The sequence below is a fragment of the Ruminococcus flavefaciens genome (genome assembly GCF_900119075.1).
Classification (GTDB): Bacteria; Bacillota; Clostridia; order Oscillospirales; family Ruminococcaceae; genus Ruminococcus; species Ruminococcus flavefaciens_Q.
Genome location: NZ_FPIP01000009.1, coordinates 105,504 through 123,129, shown reverse-complemented (window position 1 = coordinate 123,129; position 17,626 = coordinate 105,504). Strand labels below are relative to the sequence as shown.

18 protein-coding genes are annotated in these 17,626 nt (G+C 48.1%); 2 read left to right on the top strand and 16 right to left on the bottom strand.

Translation table 11 applies throughout. The features are described 5' to 3' along the window. Positions 1 to 238 precede the first annotated feature (238 nt). Positions 239 to 586 (top strand): DUF6897 domain-containing protein, encoded by a 348-nt coding sequence (locus BT105_RS12400; RefSeq protein WP_072301034.1) that lies wholly within the window; start codon positions 239 to 241, stop codon positions 584 to 586. A 183-nt stretch (positions 587 to 769) separates the two neighbouring features. Here the strand turns inward: BT105_RS12400 and BT105_RS12395 are convergent, their stop codons facing one another. Both BT105_RS12395 and trmB read right to left on the bottom strand, forming a co-directional pair. After that, positions 770 to 979, bottom strand: coding sequence for a hypothetical protein (locus tag BT105_RS12395; RefSeq protein WP_028514621.1), 210 nt, complete (start codon positions 977 to 979; stop codon positions 770 to 772). Further along, positions 979 to 1,644: a tRNA (guanosine(46)-N7)-methyltransferase TrmB gene (gene trmB / locus BT105_RS12390; RefSeq protein WP_072301033.1), complete on the bottom strand. Its 666-nt coding sequence runs from the start codon at positions 1,642 to 1,644 to the stop codon at positions 979 to 981. The genes BT105_RS12395 and trmB overlap by 1 nt, the downstream gene beginning before the upstream one ends. Positions 1,645 to 1,967: 323 nt before the next feature. Here trmB and BT105_RS12385 point away from each other — a divergent pair, with 323 nt between their 5' ends. Next, a complete protein-coding gene (locus tag BT105_RS12385) occupies positions 1,968 to 2,957 on the top strand; it encodes a diaminopimelate dehydrogenase (protein ID WP_028514619.1) in 990 nt (329 codons plus the stop codon). A gap of 85 nt (positions 2,958 to 3,042) precedes the next feature. Here the strand turns inward: BT105_RS12385 and BT105_RS12380 are convergent, their stop codons facing one another. From BT105_RS12380 to pheS, 14 genes are all read right to left on the bottom strand, one after another. After that, positions 3,043 to 4,116, bottom strand: a complete 1,074-nt coding sequence (locus BT105_RS12380) for a radical SAM/SPASM domain-containing protein (RefSeq protein WP_072301032.1) — start codon at positions 4,114 to 4,116, stop codon at positions 3,043 to 3,045. A gap of 3 nt (positions 4,117 to 4,119) precedes the next feature. Continuing rightward, on the bottom strand, positions 4,120 to 4,887 hold the full coding sequence (locus BT105_RS12375) for a dockerin type I repeat-containing protein (RefSeq protein WP_072301031.1): 768 nt from the start codon (positions 4,885 to 4,887) through the stop codon (positions 4,120 to 4,122). Positions 4,888 to 4,922: 35 nt separating this feature from the next. After that, positions 4,923 to 5,759, bottom strand: a complete 837-nt coding sequence (locus BT105_RS12370) for a dockerin type I repeat-containing protein (RefSeq protein ID WP_072301030.1) — start codon at positions 5,757 to 5,759, stop codon at positions 4,923 to 4,925. A 121-nt stretch (positions 5,760 to 5,880) separates the two neighbouring features. After that, positions 5,881 to 6,255: a hypothetical protein gene (locus BT105_RS12365; protein WP_143186595.1), complete on the bottom strand. Its 375-nt coding sequence runs from the start codon at positions 6,253 to 6,255 to the stop codon at positions 5,881 to 5,883. A 449-nt stretch (positions 6,256 to 6,704) separates the two neighbouring features. Continuing rightward, positions 6,705 to 7,862: an FtsW/RodA/SpoVE family cell cycle protein gene (locus tag BT105_RS12360; protein ID WP_072301028.1), complete on the bottom strand. Its 1,158-nt coding sequence runs from the start codon at positions 7,860 to 7,862 to the stop codon at positions 6,705 to 6,707. Between the two features lie 312 nt (positions 7,863 to 8,174). Next, the gene (locus BT105_RS12355) at positions 8,175 to 9,701 is read right to left on the bottom strand and encodes a YifB family Mg chelatase-like AAA ATPase (protein WP_028514613.1); all 1,527 of its coding nucleotides are present in this window, start codon (positions 9,699 to 9,701) and stop codon (positions 8,175 to 8,177) included. 12 nt (positions 9,702 to 9,713) lie between these two features. Continuing rightward, the gene (locus tag BT105_RS12350; RefSeq protein ID WP_072301027.1) at positions 9,714 to 10,493 is read right to left on the bottom strand and encodes a hypothetical protein; all 780 of its coding nucleotides are present in this window, start codon (positions 10,491 to 10,493) and stop codon (positions 9,714 to 9,716) included. Between the two features lie 218 nt (positions 10,494 to 10,711). Then, entirely contained in the window at positions 10,712 to 11,248 is a 537-nt protein-coding gene (locus BT105_RS12345; RefSeq protein ID WP_072301026.1) for a S1 RNA-binding domain-containing protein, read from the bottom strand. A 40-nt stretch (positions 11,249 to 11,288) separates the two neighbouring features. After that, positions 11,289 to 11,591, bottom strand: a complete 303-nt coding sequence (locus tag BT105_RS12340; RefSeq protein WP_072301025.1) for a hypothetical protein — start codon at positions 11,589 to 11,591, stop codon at positions 11,289 to 11,291. After that, on the bottom strand, positions 11,539 to 12,126 hold the full coding sequence (gene yabQ, locus BT105_RS12335) for a spore cortex biosynthesis protein YabQ (RefSeq protein WP_072301024.1): 588 nt from the start codon (positions 12,124 to 12,126) through the stop codon (positions 11,539 to 11,541). The genes BT105_RS12340 and yabQ overlap by 53 nt, the downstream gene beginning before the upstream one ends. Further along, complete coding sequence (gene yabP, locus BT105_RS12330; protein WP_072301023.1) at positions 12,123 to 12,401, bottom strand: sporulation protein YabP; 279 nt, start codon at positions 12,399 to 12,401, stop codon at positions 12,123 to 12,125. Before yabP ends, yabQ begins: the two co-directional genes overlap by 4 nt. A 236-nt stretch (positions 12,402 to 12,637) precedes the next feature. Next, a complete protein-coding gene (gene pheT / locus BT105_RS12325; RefSeq protein ID WP_072301022.1) occupies positions 12,638 to 15,094 on the bottom strand; it encodes a phenylalanine--tRNA ligase subunit beta in 2,457 nt (818 codons plus the stop codon). Positions 15,095 to 15,107: 13 nt separating this feature from the next. Beyond that, on the bottom strand, positions 15,108 to 15,716 hold the full coding sequence (locus BT105_RS12320; protein WP_072301021.1) for a hypothetical protein: 609 nt from the start codon (positions 15,714 to 15,716) through the stop codon (positions 15,108 to 15,110). A gap of 63 nt (positions 15,717 to 15,779) precedes the next feature. Continuing rightward, the gene (pheS, locus tag BT105_RS12315) at positions 15,780 to 16,808 is read right to left on the bottom strand and encodes a phenylalanine--tRNA ligase subunit alpha (RefSeq protein WP_072301020.1); all 1,029 of its coding nucleotides are present in this window, start codon (positions 16,806 to 16,808) and stop codon (positions 15,780 to 15,782) included. Positions 16,809 to 17,626: the final 818 nt, after the last annotated feature.

Genomic DNA, 17,626 nt, shown 5'->3' with positions numbered 1-17,626 from the left:
GGAAAGACTTAATGAACCATTTGTAGGGGCGAACATCGTTCGCCCGACCCTTTGCATTGTTTTTTCGGGCTGTTTCATCAGGCAGGGGCGCACAGTGTGCGCCCCTACAGCTAAAGGCTAAAGGCACGGAAACGGCGCCCCTGCATTCTCAATTCTTGACAACGCCGCATATAAGTGCTATAATTTAACTATAACAGTAATATCAGCTGCTTATATTCAATACGCAAGGAGGTATCTGATGAACAACTGGTGGTTCTGGTTTATAATATTTTTCATCTTATTTGTGATACCTGCTCAGAGAGCAAGGCGTATCATGCAGGCAAAGATCGCACGAAACAACCGCATCAAAAGAAAAAAAGGAGTTTTTACCATGAATGAGCTTATAAAAAACTATATCGGCAAGGAAGTTATCATATCTACAGCCTCCTCAACAGGCGTTACGGGTACTGTTACAAAAATCGAGGACAACTGGATAGAGCTTGAGGACAAAAACGGCAACAAGCAGATAGTAAATACCGACTATATCAGCCGTATACAGGAGTATCCGCGCAACAAAAAGGGCAAGAAAAAAATGGTAGTGGCATAAAATCAGCCCCCCGAGGATATCGTATAGAAATGTCATGGATACTATAAAAACACAGCGCAGCAAGGATAATACCTTCTGCGCTTTTTTCTGTAGGGGCGCCGTTTCGGCGCCCGCATTAAGATAACGGATAAATGGCAACGGGCGGCGAAACGCCGCCCCTACATTCTCAATTCACCAGATGTCTCATTTTTTCTTCTTTTTCATCTTATGCTTGAGCAGCACAAGTCCCGTAAGAGCAGCAGCCTTTGCAGCGGTCTTGGCAACGGTCACGGGATCGATTTTTGTGCGGATATTCTGAGGAACGTCCTCGGTAACAGACAGGTCGCCCTTGCCTGCGGTCTTCATGGAGCCGCCCTCAACATGGATAATGCCGAAATCCTTCTGAAATTCCATTATTTTTCCTCCCTTATGGGCTCTGCGATGAGAAACTTTATCTTCTTGCCCTCATCAGAGAACATCTTCTCATGCTCCGTTACAAAATTCTCATATGGACTCTCTGCGTGGAGGTCGTAGGTCTTGTACTTTATCCTGAAGCCTGCCTCCTCGAAGTACTCAAAGGACTCCTCGAAAAGCTCGTCATCATCGGTCTTGAACCACAGCTCGCCGCGGAGGAACTTCTTGTAGTTCACCAGCTGACGGGTATGAGTAAGGCGGCGCTTCTTGTGCTTAGCCTTTGGCCACGGGTTGCAAAAATTGATATAGATACGGTCTGCGCGGTCGTTTTCGTCCCACGCAAGCTCCAGTCGCTCGATATTCTGGATAGCTATTCGCACATTGTCGGGAGCTGTCCCCTTTTCCTCGTAAGCGGCTTCAAGCTTGCGCTTTGCAAGGACGAGCATTTCGTTCTTGATATCCATAGCTATGAAGTTAGCCTCGGGGTGCGCAGGAGCAGCCTGCGATATAAAGCCGCCCTTGCCGCAGCCAAGCTCCACATAGAGGGGCTTTTCAGGCTCCGGAAAAAGCTCAGTCCAGTGTCCTTTCTGCTGAGCAGGCTCTTTTATGTAAAAGGGACAAGCCTCAAGCTCTGGCTTTGCCCATGGTTTGTGTCTTATTCTCATAATGTACCTCCATTATAAACTGAATCAATTATAACATATCAGCACTTAAAAAGCAACAACTGCGATAAAAAAGTAATCAAACATTGTAGGGGCTGATACCTAGCAGGGAGTCCCCCACATCAGCCCGTTAAAAGTCATAAGATGCTCACGGGGCGATGTGGGCATCGCCCCCTACAGGCTAATGGCTAAGGGCTGACGGCTAAAAAAATAACAGCAAAGCTGTTATTTTTTTGATTTACCGCTTTACAACTCTGAAAAAAGGTGATATAATGTCATTAGGCTGTGTTCAATGGCGAGCACAGTAATATAAGGAGGAATTTATTATGGCTAAAGTAAGAATAGGCATCTCAGGCTACGGCAACCTCGGCAGAGGCGTTGAGCTTGCGATCAGACAGAACGACGACATGGAGCTTGCAGGCATCTTCACACGCCGCGATCCATCAACAGTTAAGCCCCTCACAGCAGGCGCTAAGGTTTACAGCATAGCTGACGCTGAGAAAATGGCTAATGATATTGACGTTATGATAATCTGCGGCGGAAGCGCTACAGACCTTCCGAAGCAGACTCCCGCAATGGCTAAGCTCTTCAACGTTATTGACAGCTTCGATACTCACGCACGTATCCCCGAGCACTTCGCAAACGTTGACAAGGCTGCAAAGGAGAGCGGTCACCTTGCATTCATCTCCCTCGGCTGGGATCCCGGTCTTTTCTCACTGAACAGACTTTACGCAGAGAGCATACTCCCCAACGGCAAGAGCTACACATTCTGGGGCAAGGGCGTAAGTCAGGGACATTCCGACGCTATCCGCCGCGTTGAGGGCGTTAAGAAGGGCATTCAGTACACTATCCCGATAGAGGCAGCTATGGACGCTGTACGCAGCGGCAGCCAGCCTGAGCTCACAACACGTCAGAAGCACAAGAGAGAGTGCTGGATAGTTCCCGAGGAGGGCGCTGACCTCGCTAAGATAGAGAACGACATCAAGACAATGAAGAACTACTTCGACGAGTACGATACAACAGTAAACTTCATCAGCGAAGAGGAGTTCAACGCTAAGCACAACAAGATGCCTCACGGCGGCTTCGTAATGAGAAGCGGTCTCACAGGCGACGGCGAAAAGACTCACCAGATGATAGAGTACTCACTTAAGCTTGAGTCCAATCCTGAGTTCACAGCAAGCGTACTTATCTGCTATGCAAGAGCACTTGCAAGACTCAAGGCTGAGGGCGCTACAGGCTGCAAGACAGCATTCGATATCGCTCCTGCATATCTTTCAAAGCTCAGCGGCGAAGAGCTGAGAGCTTCAATGCTTTAATCACATCACAATAACGAAAAAGTACGGAAACCTATTGTTTCCGTACTTTTTTTGTTCTATACCTAATATATCATGACAGATATCGTCAGAAAAGGATATCCTTGAAGCATACCTGAGGCTTGTTGTTGTCAAAGTCCCAGCTGTGATAAGCGTCGCCGTGGCAGAATTCCTTGTGCTCGCACTTTGAACAGACTTCGTTATCGTCTGCAAGGTCGCGGCGGAATACCTGGAACTTGTTCTTCCAGACCTCGCTGAATCTGTCAGTGAGGATATTGCCCTGTGTAAACTCGGGACGGCGTTCGATATCGAGGCAGGCAACGATATCGCCGTTTGCGGTGATACTTGCTGTGTAAAGTCCTGCTGTACAGAGATAGTACCAGTCGCGTACCTCACGCTCGTACTCCATGCCGAGGTAATGGCTGCAGCCGTAGCAAACAGGCTCTCCTGCGATACGCTTGTTTCTGATGAACTCGAAGAGATACTTGTAATCATCGGGAGTAAGTATGAGCTCGGGGTGCTGCTTTGCACGTCCCATAGGCTCCATGTTTACAACTCGCCATGAGTCTATATCCATTTCGTTGAATATCTTGAAGAGCTCGTCAAGCTCGCTTATGCTCTTGTGAGTAACAACGGTAGTGACCTGAATGCTCTCGAAGCCGCCTACGCGGATAAGGCTCTCGATACCGTTCATAGCCCTCTCATAGCCCTTTGGAGTTCTTCTGAACTCGTCGTGAGTAGCTTCAAGACCGTCGATACTTACGGAAATAGTAGCCATGCCTGTTCTTCTAAGGTCACGGGCAACGCTGTCGTCGATGAGAGTAGCGTTGCTGGTCATGCCCCACTCGAAGCCCAGCTCATGGGCAGCACCCATGATATCGAAGAAATCCTTTCTGAGCAGGGGCTCTCCGCCTGTGATATCAAGCATTTTGCCCTTGGTGGTCATGTCCTCCTTGACCTGCTGGAGGAAGGTTTTGTACTGCTCAACTGTCAGCTCGTCTGAGGTAACATCGCCGCAGTGACTTCCGCAATGGAGACATCTCTCGTTGCAGCGCACTGTCAGCTCAAGGAAAAGGTTTCTCAGCTGAGGCTCCTTCATGAGCTTCTGGCGGTAATCCCTCATTTGTCTGAGGTGTTCAAGCTTCATTTTTTCGTTGAGCATATATTAGTTCTCCTCTTGCGGTGTCTGTGGCTCCGCAGTAGTATGTGTAGTTTTATCAGGATTGATATAATGAGCATTTACACTCTTTGCAGGAGCGATACCATAAAGAGTAACAGTAGTCACCTTGCCGGGATTATATGTAGTAGTAGTGGTAGTAGTCTCGATATCCTGCTCATTATTTCCAGTTACGGTCTCAATGGTCTTTCCCCTCATGAAGTCCCACTGACCGTCGTAAAGGCTGTCTATCTTGCCGAGGAGGAACTGCTGAAGACGTACAAGGTCAGCCATATTTACCTTGCGGTCGAAATTGACATCGGCATAGTTATCCGAATAGAATGAGCGGCTCTGTCCGCTTACAAGAAGCTTTCTGAGAGCTACAAGGTCGAAAATATCCACGTCGCCGTCCTCGTTTACGTCGCCAAGGCGGTTGCGGGGAACAACAGGACCATAGAGTATCTCTACAGTAGTTGTTGTAAGTCTCATCAGATCCTCAGTAGTTGTTGTAGTTGTTGTCGAGTTAAGATTTATTGTAGGCTGAGTACCGTAAACGGGCTGCGTCGTAGTTGTTGTCACATCTACGAGAGCTGACGGATCAACGGTAGTGATCGGAGGCGGACCGTAAACGTCCTGTATCTGATCCATTTCAGGATCATAAGCAGCCGCAGGAGGCGGTGCAGGCGTTGGGCTCTCCTGTGCCGTAACAGGCGCAGCAGACAGATTTGCTGTTGCAAAAAGTGCCGCAGTCAATAGCGTGTGAATTGTTTTTTTCATGTTGGAACACTCCTCTCAATAATTTGCATAGTTTATTATTTCTCATCTTCCGAAGAAAGATTTATATCTATATTATCCTTGGTCTGCCAGATAGCCTGATCTATGATATCCTTTGCAGGCTTTATGCCGTAGAGACTTACAACTATATCCTCTCTCGGATCGTAGAACGATGTGGTAGTTGTAGTAACATTCCCGTTCTGCTCCTCCGAACCTATCTTCTCAATATCAACATTTTCCATAAAGCCGAGATATCCCTCACCGCCTATAAGCTCGTTCACCTTGCCCAGCAGGTATCTCTGCAGCAGGATAAGATCAGCCATATTTACCTTTTTATCGCCGTTAAGGTCTGAATAGCTCTCAGAAGCAGGCGATTGTCCATAGCCCTTGACAAGCAGCTTTCTAAGGGCTATCATATCAAAGCTGTCTATCGCTCCGTCCATGTTTATGTCGCCGATATATCTGCGAACATAGGGTGCACCGTAAAGCAACTGGGGCATTGTTACAGTTGTAGTAGTTGTCGTTGTATAAAAATCGAAATTCCACGAATTTGTCGTGGTTGTTTTTTCATCATCGTCAACTGTTGTGGTAACATCAGAATCCTCAAGTGCGGGAACAGTCCAGCTGTAATTATTCCAGTTATCATTATTTCGGTTTTCGCCAAAGAAGGATTGAGCACCATACACACTATATTGATCCTGACCTGCCAGATAATCAAAATCGTCCCAGCCCGACCAGTTCATTTCTGCATCATCAGTGCCTATCGTTTTCCACTGATCATCAGAAGCAAGCTCCTCTGCTGAGACAGGAAGCGCAGACAAATTAGCTGCCGCGAACATAGCCGCAGTGAAGACAGTACGCAATGACTTTTTCATAGAATCACGTCCTCCAAAAATACAGTGCCATATAATAAATGCACTGAAACATATAAGTTTTTCTCATTCGCTTCAAACTTTGTAGGCGTGCACAAATAATCTCACTCCTTATTGTGCATTTCTACTCGCCGAAGCTTTCGGGCGGCCCATATACCAGCTGTATCTTGTCCTTATCGGGAGAATACGGCACGGTTTCCTCTTCTATATCTTTATTATCTGTTTCGGGCTCGGCAATTGCGTCAGTGGTAAAACTCTCCGTAGGAGGCGGTCCATAAAGTGCAGGTACCGTCACAGGCTTGGTCGCAGTTGTTGTGACCTCCTCAGCCACAGGAGCGCCGTATTCTGTCTGTATGGGCTCTGCAGCAGTCGTAGTTGCTTCTGTCACAGGCGGTCCGTAAACTATCTGTACATCATCACCGCCGTGGTCGCAGCCGCCAAGCATAGCAGCTCCGGTAAGTACAGCAGCCATAAGAGCAGTCTTCTTGGTTTTCTTCATATACAGTCCTCCCTGCCCTGATTTTGCCTGTATGCCGCGTATCCCGAGCTTTCTGAACGGAAAGCGTATACACTCTGACATATATAATTATAGATACTATTATTTTACTCCATATATAACGTTTTGTCAACCAAAACCACACATTTTGGAGATAAAGGAAGGCTTTTGTGTTGGTTTTGTACAACTCATCAGTATCTGTTTTATGCAGTGCTACAATTTTATTTTTAAATCAATTCATATTCAATGCATTTACGTTGAAAAAGCAGGCTTTCCGGCGTATGTATAGAGGGGCATTTAGCAAAACTGAGAATGTAGTGGCGGATATTATCAGCCACTACTTAGCTCTTAGTTCTTAGTTCTACTTACTTCTCACACAAATGCCGCTTCTGCAACTCTCAACTCTCAATTCTCAACTCTAAACTAAAAAAAGAGCGCTTTCGCGCCCTTTCTCAGTCATCTTCGTCCTCGTCATAGAAAACGTTGTAATTGACAGCTCTGTGGCTGTAGGTGCTGAGCACCAGTCCGATTATCGCATACATACTTATCATAGCCGTACCGCCTGCACTGAGGAACGGCAGCGGAACTCCGATAACGGGAGCTACCTTTAGCACCATGCCGATATTCATGATACAGTGGGTAAGGATAAGTCCGAACGCGCCCATGCAGATGAATTTTCCCAGATGGTCGCGGCAAACGCGGCTGTCGCCGAATATCTTAAGACAGATATAGGCGAGGATAATAACAAGTCCCACAGTGCCGATAAAGCCGAAAACCTGTCCTGCATAGGTAAAAATGAAGTCGTTGTGTATCTCGGGAACGGTGATGTAATCGTCAGGCTTGCCGAAAAGTCCCTTGCCGAAGACTCCGCCCGATTTGAGAGCCGCAAGACCTAAATCCTGCTGATACTCGATATACTCGGGATCTGTTCCGGGGTGGAAAAGTATGAGTATACGCTTCTTGTGGAACTCGCTGAGCACAAAGAACCACATTGCCGTTACGCCTGCCGCCACAACAAATGGCGCTGCAACGAGGTATTTCCACGATATCTTTGCAGAGCATATCATGAATGCGAATATGCCTGCGAAAACGATAGCCGTTCCGTAGTCGCCCTGCAAGCCGACGATACCAATGGGTATCATGCCGTGTATCAGTATCAGAAGCATATGCAGGGGCTTGTTCATCTCCTCCTCGTCACGGGAGAGATGATAGCCGAAGGTCAGTATGAACGCCAGCTTCAGCACCTCCGAGGGCTGGAACTGGATAAATCCGAGGTTCAGCCACGCCTGGTCGTCTGCGCCCTCACGCCTGTAGCCGAGAGATGTAAAGGTCAGGGCGGTCAGCGCCAGTGCCACGGGAACGAATACCACCCACAGCTTTACAAGCTTTCGGTAGTCTATGAACGATATGACTACCGCAGCCACGATACCAGCCGCCATGGAAAAAGCCTGTGTTTTCCAGTAGCTTGAGCCAACGGTCTCCAATACCTTATTATGTGTGATAGAATATATCAGCAGAGTACTGATAGCGGCGCACAGCGTCACCGCAAACAGCAGACCTCCGTCGATACTGTGCTTACCCGAGGGTAATTTTTTGAATGCCGATTTCATTGTTTCTCCTTGTTTTTTCTTTGTAATAATAACTTGCTGAACCCATGAACGGGATTCCAAAGGGACTGTGTTCCTTTGGCGGAGTCCAGAGGCAGCGCCTCTGGTGGGGTGTGGGGCAAAGCCCCGCAATTATCAAGCGCTCCGCAAGGGGTGAATCGAAAAACAATCCGGTGAATTGTTTTTCGAGAGGGGACGCCCTGCAAGTGAGGGCGTCCCCTTATTGGGCGGATAATATCCGCCCCTACAGCGTTTCATTCATCATTTTATTGTTAGGCACGGGACGCCGAGGACGGCGTCCCCTACAAATAATGATCACTCGCTCCAGTATTTACGGTCAAGGCTTCGGAACTGTGCCGCTGTGGCAACGTGCTGTTTCTGTATGACCTCAGAGCCGTCTATATCCGCGATAGTACGAGCTACCTTCAATATCCTGTCATATGCTCTCGCGCTGAGACCAAGTCTGTCAAACACGTTCTTCATCAGCTTCTCAGCCGCTTCGTCCATAGGACAGAATTCCTGCAATTTATCAGGAGTTATCAGTGCATTGCAGGTGATACCCGTATCCCTGAAGCGCTCCTCCTGTATGGCTCTTGCCGCTACAACGCGCTTTCTGATATCTGCGGAGCTCTCCTCCTTTGCCTTTGAAGCAAGGTCGCCGAACTCCACGGGAGCTACCTCGATATGGAGGTCAAAGCGGTCAAGAAGCGGTCCTGATATCTTGGAGAGATAGCCCGTTACCTTATTTTTCGGGCATATGCATTTGCGCTTGGGGTGTCCGTAATATCCGCAGGGACATGGGTTCATAGCTCCGATAAGCATTATCGTACACGGATAAGTCACCGTACCCGAGGCACGGGCAATAGTAACCTTCCTGTCCTCCAATGGCTGACGGAGTATCTCCAGCGTTTTGCGGTCAAACTCCGCAAGCTCGTCCAGAAAGAGAAGTCCGTTATGAGCAAGGGACACCTCGCCGGGGTGAGGAACTGTTCCGCCGCCTGCAAGACCTGCCGAGGATATGGTATGGTGTGGCGAGCGGAAAGGTCTTTTTGTTATTATGGGCATTTCGGGAGTAAGTAATCCCGAAATTGAATGTATTTTCGTAGTTTCAAGAGCTTCCTCAAAGGTCAGCGGCGGAAGTATTGACGGCATACGCTTTGCAAGCATACTCTTGCCGCTTCCGGGCGAGCCTATGAGCAGGGCGTTGTGTCCGCCTGCCGCGGCTATTTCCAGAGCCTTTTTCGCGGACTGCTGACCTCTTACGTCAGCAAAGTCCAGCGGCTCGTTGTACGCCGCTTCGGGCGGTATATAGTGCTCGCAGGGCGTGAGAAGCTCCTCATTGCGAAAATGACGGATAAGCTCCTCTGCATTATGGACAGCGTAAATATCCACGCCGTCGATAACAGAAGCCTCCTTTGCGTTCTCAGCAGGCACAAATACCGACTTTATGCCTGTTTCACGGGCAAGCATGACCATTGGGAGAACCCCGTTTATGCGGCGGATATCACCGTTGAGGGATATCTCACCGATGAACGAACAGCCGTCGGTATCCTCGGTTATCATTCTCATACCGCGGAGCACAGCCATAAATATCGCCATATCGTGGACCGAGCCGCTCTTTTTCGTATCTGCGGGAGCAAGATTTATCATGACAGAAGCCACAGGAAAGCTGATACTGCATGAGCGCAGTGCAGCGCGGATACGCTCGCGGCTCTCTTTTACGACAGTATCGGGAAGTCCGACTATCTCAAACATGGGATTTCCGCGGCTGATATCTATCTCTACATCTACAGGAAAGGCGTTAAGCCCGAAAAGTCCAAGACTTGAAACCTTTGCAAACATAGTATGTCCCCCTTATCTGAGTTTTAACGGACTGAAAGAAATAGTCCCCTCTTTTCCTGATTTTGGCTTGAACAAGCCTTCAGAAGCGCCTGAACGCGACATACCCGACGTATTGAGCTCGGGCATATTGCCAAGTGGGTTCTGCGGCTTGACATAGCTCTGAGACTTTTGTACAGATGCGGCAGGAGCGGCGCTCTGCTGATTCATCGAATCGTAATAATCCTTTCCGCTCTTTGTGTGCAGGAAGTTCGTTTTCCCCTTCTGGTCATCATATTCAGCTAAAACGACGCTGAACATAGGAAAGCCCTCAGTCTTTGAGAGCTGCTGGTAATCCTTGCCGTCTCTGAAAACTCCGCGGCAGTAGTACATTCCCATAATGCCGATAATAGTAGTTATGACATCCAAGCCCGTAAGCGTAAAGAATACCGAGCTTATCGTCAGGACCATATATATCACAAACAATACAATGCCAAAAGTCTTGCGTTTTCCCAGGTTAAGCGCTGAGAACACAACTATAGCCGCACAGCACAGCACCTGTGCAAAGCCGAATCCAAAGCTGACATTGAAAGCGCCCTTGCTTATCTCCTCGCTGTTGAAAATCATGGGCAGCCAGCCGATAACGTGCATAGGTACGCAGAGGATAGAAAAGAAAGCCATTAACGCACAGGCAATGAGAGTATAAAAAAATATCTGATGGCTGTGCTTTTCAATATCCGAGAGCCTGCCGCGGCATATGGGATAGTGCGCGTGATTTGGCTTTTCGCGCAGTTCCTCGTTCATATATTCGTCCATTAGATCACCTATCGGTTTAGTTGAAAGTTGAGAGTGAAGAGTTGAGAGTTGAAAGTTGATGTATTCGCTTCGCTCATATTATTCAAATAATGTCGCCATAGGCGACACCATAACTTTCAACTCTCATCTCTCAACTTTACGCTGTTTTATAAGTATTATATCATAAAACTAAAAAAATAGCAAGTACAAAAAAGCCGCCCTAAACGGACGGCCCTGCCTTACTTTCTTCTTGTACCGTTCTTTCTGTCGGTACTGCGCTTGAGGTCGCACATACGCTCCTCGCTGGTCTGCTTGAAACGTGACATCATATCCTCAAATGTCATCTCTGACGGAGGTATCTGCTTCTTCGGCTCCCATATAACAGGCTTGCTGCGCTGAGGACGTTCGTTATTCCTTTCGCCCTTATCAAAACTGCGCTCGCCCTTGTCGAACTTATCGAACTTTTCTCCGCCCTTATCGCCCTTGTCAAACTTGCCCTGACCTTTGTCAAATCGGCGCTGACGTGGCTGTGCGTCGCCGTTCTCGGAAGCCTTCTTAATGGACAGGCTGACCTTACCTGCCTCGTTGATGCCAATTACCTTGACCTTGACTTCCTGCTCCTCTGTAAGATGTTCGCGGATATCGTTTACATATGTATTGGCGATCTCGGAAATATGCACCATACCCGTACCGCCGCCCTCGATATCAACGAAAGCTCCGTACTGAGTGATACCCTTGACCTTTCCATTGTAAACCTTACCTATTTCCAGCTGCATAAATATTTATAACTCCTTTTTATGGATCGCTCGGATCCTATTAATCCCTTGTCGTGTCGTAGAATCTGCGCTCGTCGGGATAGGCATAGCCTCTCTCCTCAAGTGCGACCTTTTCCATATACTCTTTGAGGTCATCACTGTCAAGGACACGCTGCAGCTCGGCATTTTCGGTCTCATATGCGTCTATTTTAGTCTGTATCCTCGCCATTTGCTCTTCCTTGGTCTCGCAGTCCTTATTGGTAGTTACGATAAGTACAGCACAGCCGATAAACACGGCAACTGCGGCTAATTTAACGAGAGCGCCGTTGAACAGACCTTTTTTCTTCTGTTTTTCGTGTTTCATTTTTTTGCGCAACGCTTTTCACGTTCTTTCTCTTTTTATTTGCCATTTTATTATACAACAGAAGCCGCCTGTTTAGCAATACTATTTTTATTTTTTTAAGTGGTTTAACAATAATTTGGAGATTTCCTACAAATTTAACATTAGCTTTTGCACGAAGAAGTGCAAAAAATGCTCCTAATGGTCTGAAAATCAACTTCAAAGCAGCTCCGACAACAGAAAAAAGCTTGCGCAGAGTGGCATTGACTGCTCTTCCCACGGTAAAAAAATACAGCGCAAAGCCGAGAACGCTGCCAACAGCAAAATAAAGCCGCATCTCTCCCCTTGCAGCAGCGTTTGAAAAAGCCGTCAGTACCACGGCGTACAGCCCTAAAAAGCCGATATCCTCGGCTGCCACGAGACAGCTGTTATGGGGCAGCGTAAGTCTCAGTACGCGCAGAACATCGTAAGCTGCGCCGACAGCCGCTCCCATAAGACATGAAAGCCCGAATAACCGAAGCTCCTCGCTGACGGTGAAATAGGTCTCGGGGATAGTCATCTGAACAGCTTTCCCAGTGCGGATATGGGACCTTTTTTATCCTTGTCTCCGTAGATAAGCGCCCATATGTCGCCTGTTATGGTCATGTCCCCTGTTTCGACGCTCATGGCGTCGATATGAAGCTCGCGCCCCTGAATGGTCAGCTCCCCCAGCTGAGTATAGAGGATTATCTCCCTCTCGTCGAAGCTGTCCACGTCGGTTATGCCCGAAATACTCAGGCTCTTGCGGTTTTCGAGAATCATATTGTGGTTTTGTTTTACAGTCTTGTCCTGCATGGTCTTACCTCCGATATTTGATACTTCAAGTTTATTCGGAGGACTTCGGGATTATGCCTTTGATGTCAGGACTAAGAACTTAGAACTAAGAGCTAAAAATGTAGGGGCGACGTCCCGTCGCCCGTTTATTTGGTAACGTATTCATTTCGTCGAACAGCTAAACTCCGCCCCCACAAAACAAGGGCTGCCAATGGCAGCCCCTGCGTAGTTTATTCGGTTATTGCAATGATTCGATATCAGCCGCGGAGCTCTGCTCCGATAGCGCTGAGAGCCTTGAGCACGCGCTTCATAGCTCCGTCAGCCTGCTCGTCGGTGAGAGTTCCCTCATGTGAACGCATTGAGATAGAGTAAGCGATACTCTTCTTGCCGTTCTTCTTCATGTCGTCGCTGCGGTATACGTCGAAGAGAGTTACCTTTTCAAGGATCTTTCCGACAGCGCCCTTGATAGCCTTTTCAAGCTCTGCAACAGGCATATCCTCGTCCACAAGGAGACTGAGGTCACGTGTAGTTGCAGGGAACTTTGGCAGGGGCTGATATGTTATCTTCTCAGCGGCAGCTGCCATGAGCTCAGGGATATTGAGCTTTGCAACGTATGTCTTTACGCCTATCTCATAGGTCTCCTGAACCTCGGGGTGAACCTCGCCCATGATACCGAGAGGAGCGCCGTCCTTGAGGATAACTGCGCTTCTGCCGGGGTGGAGAGCGTACTTCTCGTCGAATACATCGCTGTCGTTTGCACGGATATACTCAACGTCCTCTATCTTGAGCTCTGCGAGGAGCTGCTCTACCATGCCCTTGAGGGTGTAGAAGTCAGCGTCGCCGCCGTACATACCGATAGTGAGCTTCTGTGGCTCATCGGGGAGAGAATAGCTGTACTTGTGCTTCTGCTTGCCGCTGTTTGCGAGAGTATCGCCATTGATGAAGGGCTTCTCCTCCTGTGCAGGGAGGTACTCCTTAGCTATCTCAAAGAGACAAGCCTTGTCGTTGCGGTTGTTGTAGTTGAATGAGAGAACGTCCAGCATCGAGGGGATAGTAGATGTTCTCATAACGCTGGTGTCCTCGCCGAGAGGATTAACTATCTTGACTACCTTACGGAGCTTGCTGTCAGCAGGGAGCTTTATCTTATCGAAGTACTTAGGCGATACGAATGAGTAGGTAGCTATCTCGTAGCCGCCCAGAGCAACCGCCGCATTTCTGAGAGTGCGGACGAATTTCTGCTCCTCTGTGAACTCTGCTCTTGCAACGCCGCGGAAATCAGTTGAGGGGATATTGTTGTAGCCGTAGATACGGGCAACTTCCTCTGCAACGTCAGCCTTGCAGCCGATGTCTATACGGAATGAGGGAGCTATTACCTTGCCGTTTTCTACCTTGAAATCAAGTCTTTCGAGGTACTTTATCATGTCAGCCTCTGAGATATCAGTGCCGAGGAAATTGTTTATCCACTCTGCGCTGAAATCAACAGCTGCAGGAGTCTTGTCTGTGTAGTCGCAGTCGATTACTGTGTTGAGGACTTCGCCTGCTCCAAGCTCTTCAACAAGCTGGAATGCTCTCTTTAAGCAGGTCATGGAGATAAGTCTGTCAACGCCCTTTTCATAGCGTGATGAAGCGTCTGATTTAAGGCGGAGAGCCTTTGATGTACGTCTTACCTGTGTAGGCTCAAAGTAAGCTGACTCGAATACAACAGTTGTGGTGTCGTCCATGATACCGCTGTACTCGCCGCCCATGATACCTGCAACGGCAACGGGCTTCTTCTCGTCAGCGATTACCAGCATATCCTCTGTGAGCTCTCTTTCAACGCCGTCGAGAGTCATTATCTTTTCGCCGTTCTTGGCGTTGCGGACATTGATATGAGCTCCCTCAACATAGCGAAGGTCGAAAGCGTGCATAGGCTGACCGTATTCAAGCATTACGTAGTTTGTGATATCAACGAAGTTGTTGATAGGACGAACGCCGCTTGCACGGAGTCTCTCTCTCATCCAGCGCGGTGAAGGACCTATCTTTACGTTCTTGACGATACCTGCGCAGTATCTCTGACACTTTTCCTTGTTGATGATATCTACCTTCAGCATTGAGTTGATATCGCCGTCAACGCCCTTGAACTCGGGAGCCTTTACCTTGAGCTCTGTGCCGTAGGTAGCGGCAGTCTCTCTTGCGAGACCGATAACGCTGAGACAGTCGGGGCGGTTTGAGGTTATCTCAAACTCAACGGAAGTATCGTCCAGACCGATAGCTGTGTGGATATCCTCGCCAAGCTTGCAGTCCTCCTCGATGACGAAAACGCCCTCTGGATCTGCATAGGGGAAGTCGTGAGCTGTGAGACCGAGAGTATCAAGTCCGCAGAACATACCGAAGCTCTCAACTCCGCGCATCTTGCACTTCTTTATCTTGCCCTCGGGGAGAACAGCTCCGTCAAGAGCAACGGGGACGAGGTCGCCCTCCTTGACGTTCTTAGCGTTTGTAACTATCTGTATAGGAGCCTCTGCGCCGATGTCCACCTGACAAACGAAGAGCGCGTCAGCATTTTCGTGAGGTCCCTTTGAGAGTATCTTACCAACTACAACGTTGGAAATATTGCTTCCTTCTTTTTCGTAGCATTCTACCTTAGAGCCGCTCATTGTGAGGGCATGGCAGAAATCCTTTATAGGCATATCGGCTTTAACATAATCGCCGAGCCATTTCATAGATAAATTCATATCTTTTTTCCTTTCATTTTAATTGATCCTGATCCTTTACGATATCAATGGGATCACCATATTCCGAATAAGCTTTTGCCAGATTTAAAAATACCGCATCACGCTCTATAAAGCTTTCATATTTTAGTCTGAATTTACGCGGCAGCCTGTCATGCTTATTAAGGCTGATCTTTATCTCATATACTGTGACTGTTTCCGTGGTCGAGCCCATTTCCGGGTTTTGCGAGCTATAGTACACATTGAAAGAGCCTTTTATCATCTTCTGGATATCTCTTATATAAAAGTACTCCAGTTTCGTGAAATTGACGACCATACCGTTATTCAGGAAGGTATAAGTATGTTTAAGATGTTCAGAATGTTCGAGGAAATAATCTAATTCAGATTCGTTGGTCACTCCCAGAACACCGAGCAGCTTTTTATATTTTCTTTTCGCATTTATAATTGCCATGGCGGCGATCACAGAAGGCGATACAATAAACATAATAAGTAATGCTTTGCCTATTGTGCTGTCGATCTCGTGAATAAAGATGATCGGGAACAGAAAGAGCAGCTGTATTGCTATTCCGCCTACCACTCTTTCTATCTGCTTGCTGAATAAAAATTTTGTTATATTTCTTACCATAACATTGTTTATCCGAACTGCCGAAGCGGCAGCGATCTTGATCAAATATCAGCGTATCATATATCAGAACTGCTCTAAGAATCTCACATCGTTCTCATAGAGGAGACGGAGGTCGTTAATGTCGTAGCGTCCCATAACCATACGCTCCAGTCCGAGACCGAATGCGAAGCCCGAATACTCATTGCTGTCGATACCGCAGTTCTCCAGTACCTTTGGGTGAACCATGCCTGCGCCGAGAAGCTCGATGTAGCCCTCGTCCTTACACATTGAGCAGCCCTTGCCGCCGCAGTTGAAGCAGCTTATATCAACTTCACAGCTTGGCTCGGTGAACGGGAAGTGGTGAGGACGGAAACGGAGCTTGCAGTCGTTGCCGTAGAGCTTCTTCATGAGCATTTCGAGAGTGCCCTTGAGGTCGCTCATTGTGATGCCCTTGTCAACTACGAGTCCCTCTATCTGGTGGAAGAGAGGTGAGTGTGTAGCGTCAACAGCATCTGAACGGAAAACACGTCCTGGGGAGATGATACGGATAGGGGGCTTCTGGTTCTCCATAACGTGGACCTGTACAGATGAGGTCTGTGTACGGAGGAGAACTGTCTCGTTTGTGCCCTCGATATAGAAAGTATCCTGAGTATCTCTTGCAGGGTGATCGGGAGGGAGGTTAAGAGCCTCGAAAACATGGTAATCGTCGTCGATCTCGGGACCGTCAGCGATGTTGAAGCCCATGCCGATGAATATTTCTCTTATCTCGTTCTCTACCTTAGTGAGCGGGTGGAGCTTTCCGAAAGGAGCGTGCTTGCCGGGGAGAGTGATGTCGATCTTCTCCTCTGCCAGCTTAGCAGCCTGTGCATTTGCTTTCAGTGAAGCGAGCTTGCTGCTGAGAGCTTCTTCGATGTCTGCTCTAACCTTGTTGGCGAGCTGACCGATAACAGGTCTTTCTTCTGCGGAGAGCTTGCCCATTTGCTTTAAGATAGCAGTGAGCTCGCCCTTTTTGCCGAGGAACTTTATCCTCAGGTCGTCCAGCGCCTTTATCTCTGTGCAGGAATCAAGCTCCTGCTTAGCCAGCGCTTCGATTTTTTCAAGCTGTTCTTTCATTTTTTCACCTCAGAATGATTTTGTGTGTAGGAGGCGATGCCCACATCGCCACGTTGGTGTTGATCTCATTAGGACGGGCTGATGTGGGCATCAGCCCCTGCAAATTATTTTGTGTCGTGACTAAATAAAAAAGTCCTGTCCAACAGGACAAGACTTAAAACCTTGCTTTTATACCACCCATTGTCAGGAGAGCCGACACTCTCTTGTCTTTAACGCAGACCTACGTCGCAGCCTACTACACCGCATACAGCAGCGCTTCCGCTTTGCCCCTCGCAAGTGAACTTCGGTATGGACTGTAACAGAACGCTCTCACCTTTGCGCCCCTCTCTGAGGAAACAGGTACATACTTACTCTCTCGGTCATCGGGTTATACATCAATTATATAGCTGAAATCCAAAAAAATCAAGCCTTTTTCAAAAAAAATCTCAGTTTACTGCAAACTTGTGAAAAAAAGATGAAGCCTTTGGATTTTTTGGAGCGATTTGTTGCAATCTGACGGAAGCAGCGTGACGCTGCACCCTTGCCACGGTGCCGCTCGTAAACTCGCTCACTGATATCAAAGTCCATGCTTGTACATCGCTTACAGCGCATAATGAGTGAAGTCCGAACTGACGGAAGCAGCGTGACGCCGATGCAGGGGCGGATATTATCCGCCCATTGAAAAATGTAGGGGACGGCGTCCTCGACGTCCCGCAAGCGCCGAATTTGTTATAAATGACCTATTTGTAGGGGGCGATGCCCACATCGCCCCGTGGCACACGATTTAAAATAAGCAGGCTGATGTGTGCATCAGCCCCTACATATTATTCTGGCGACGG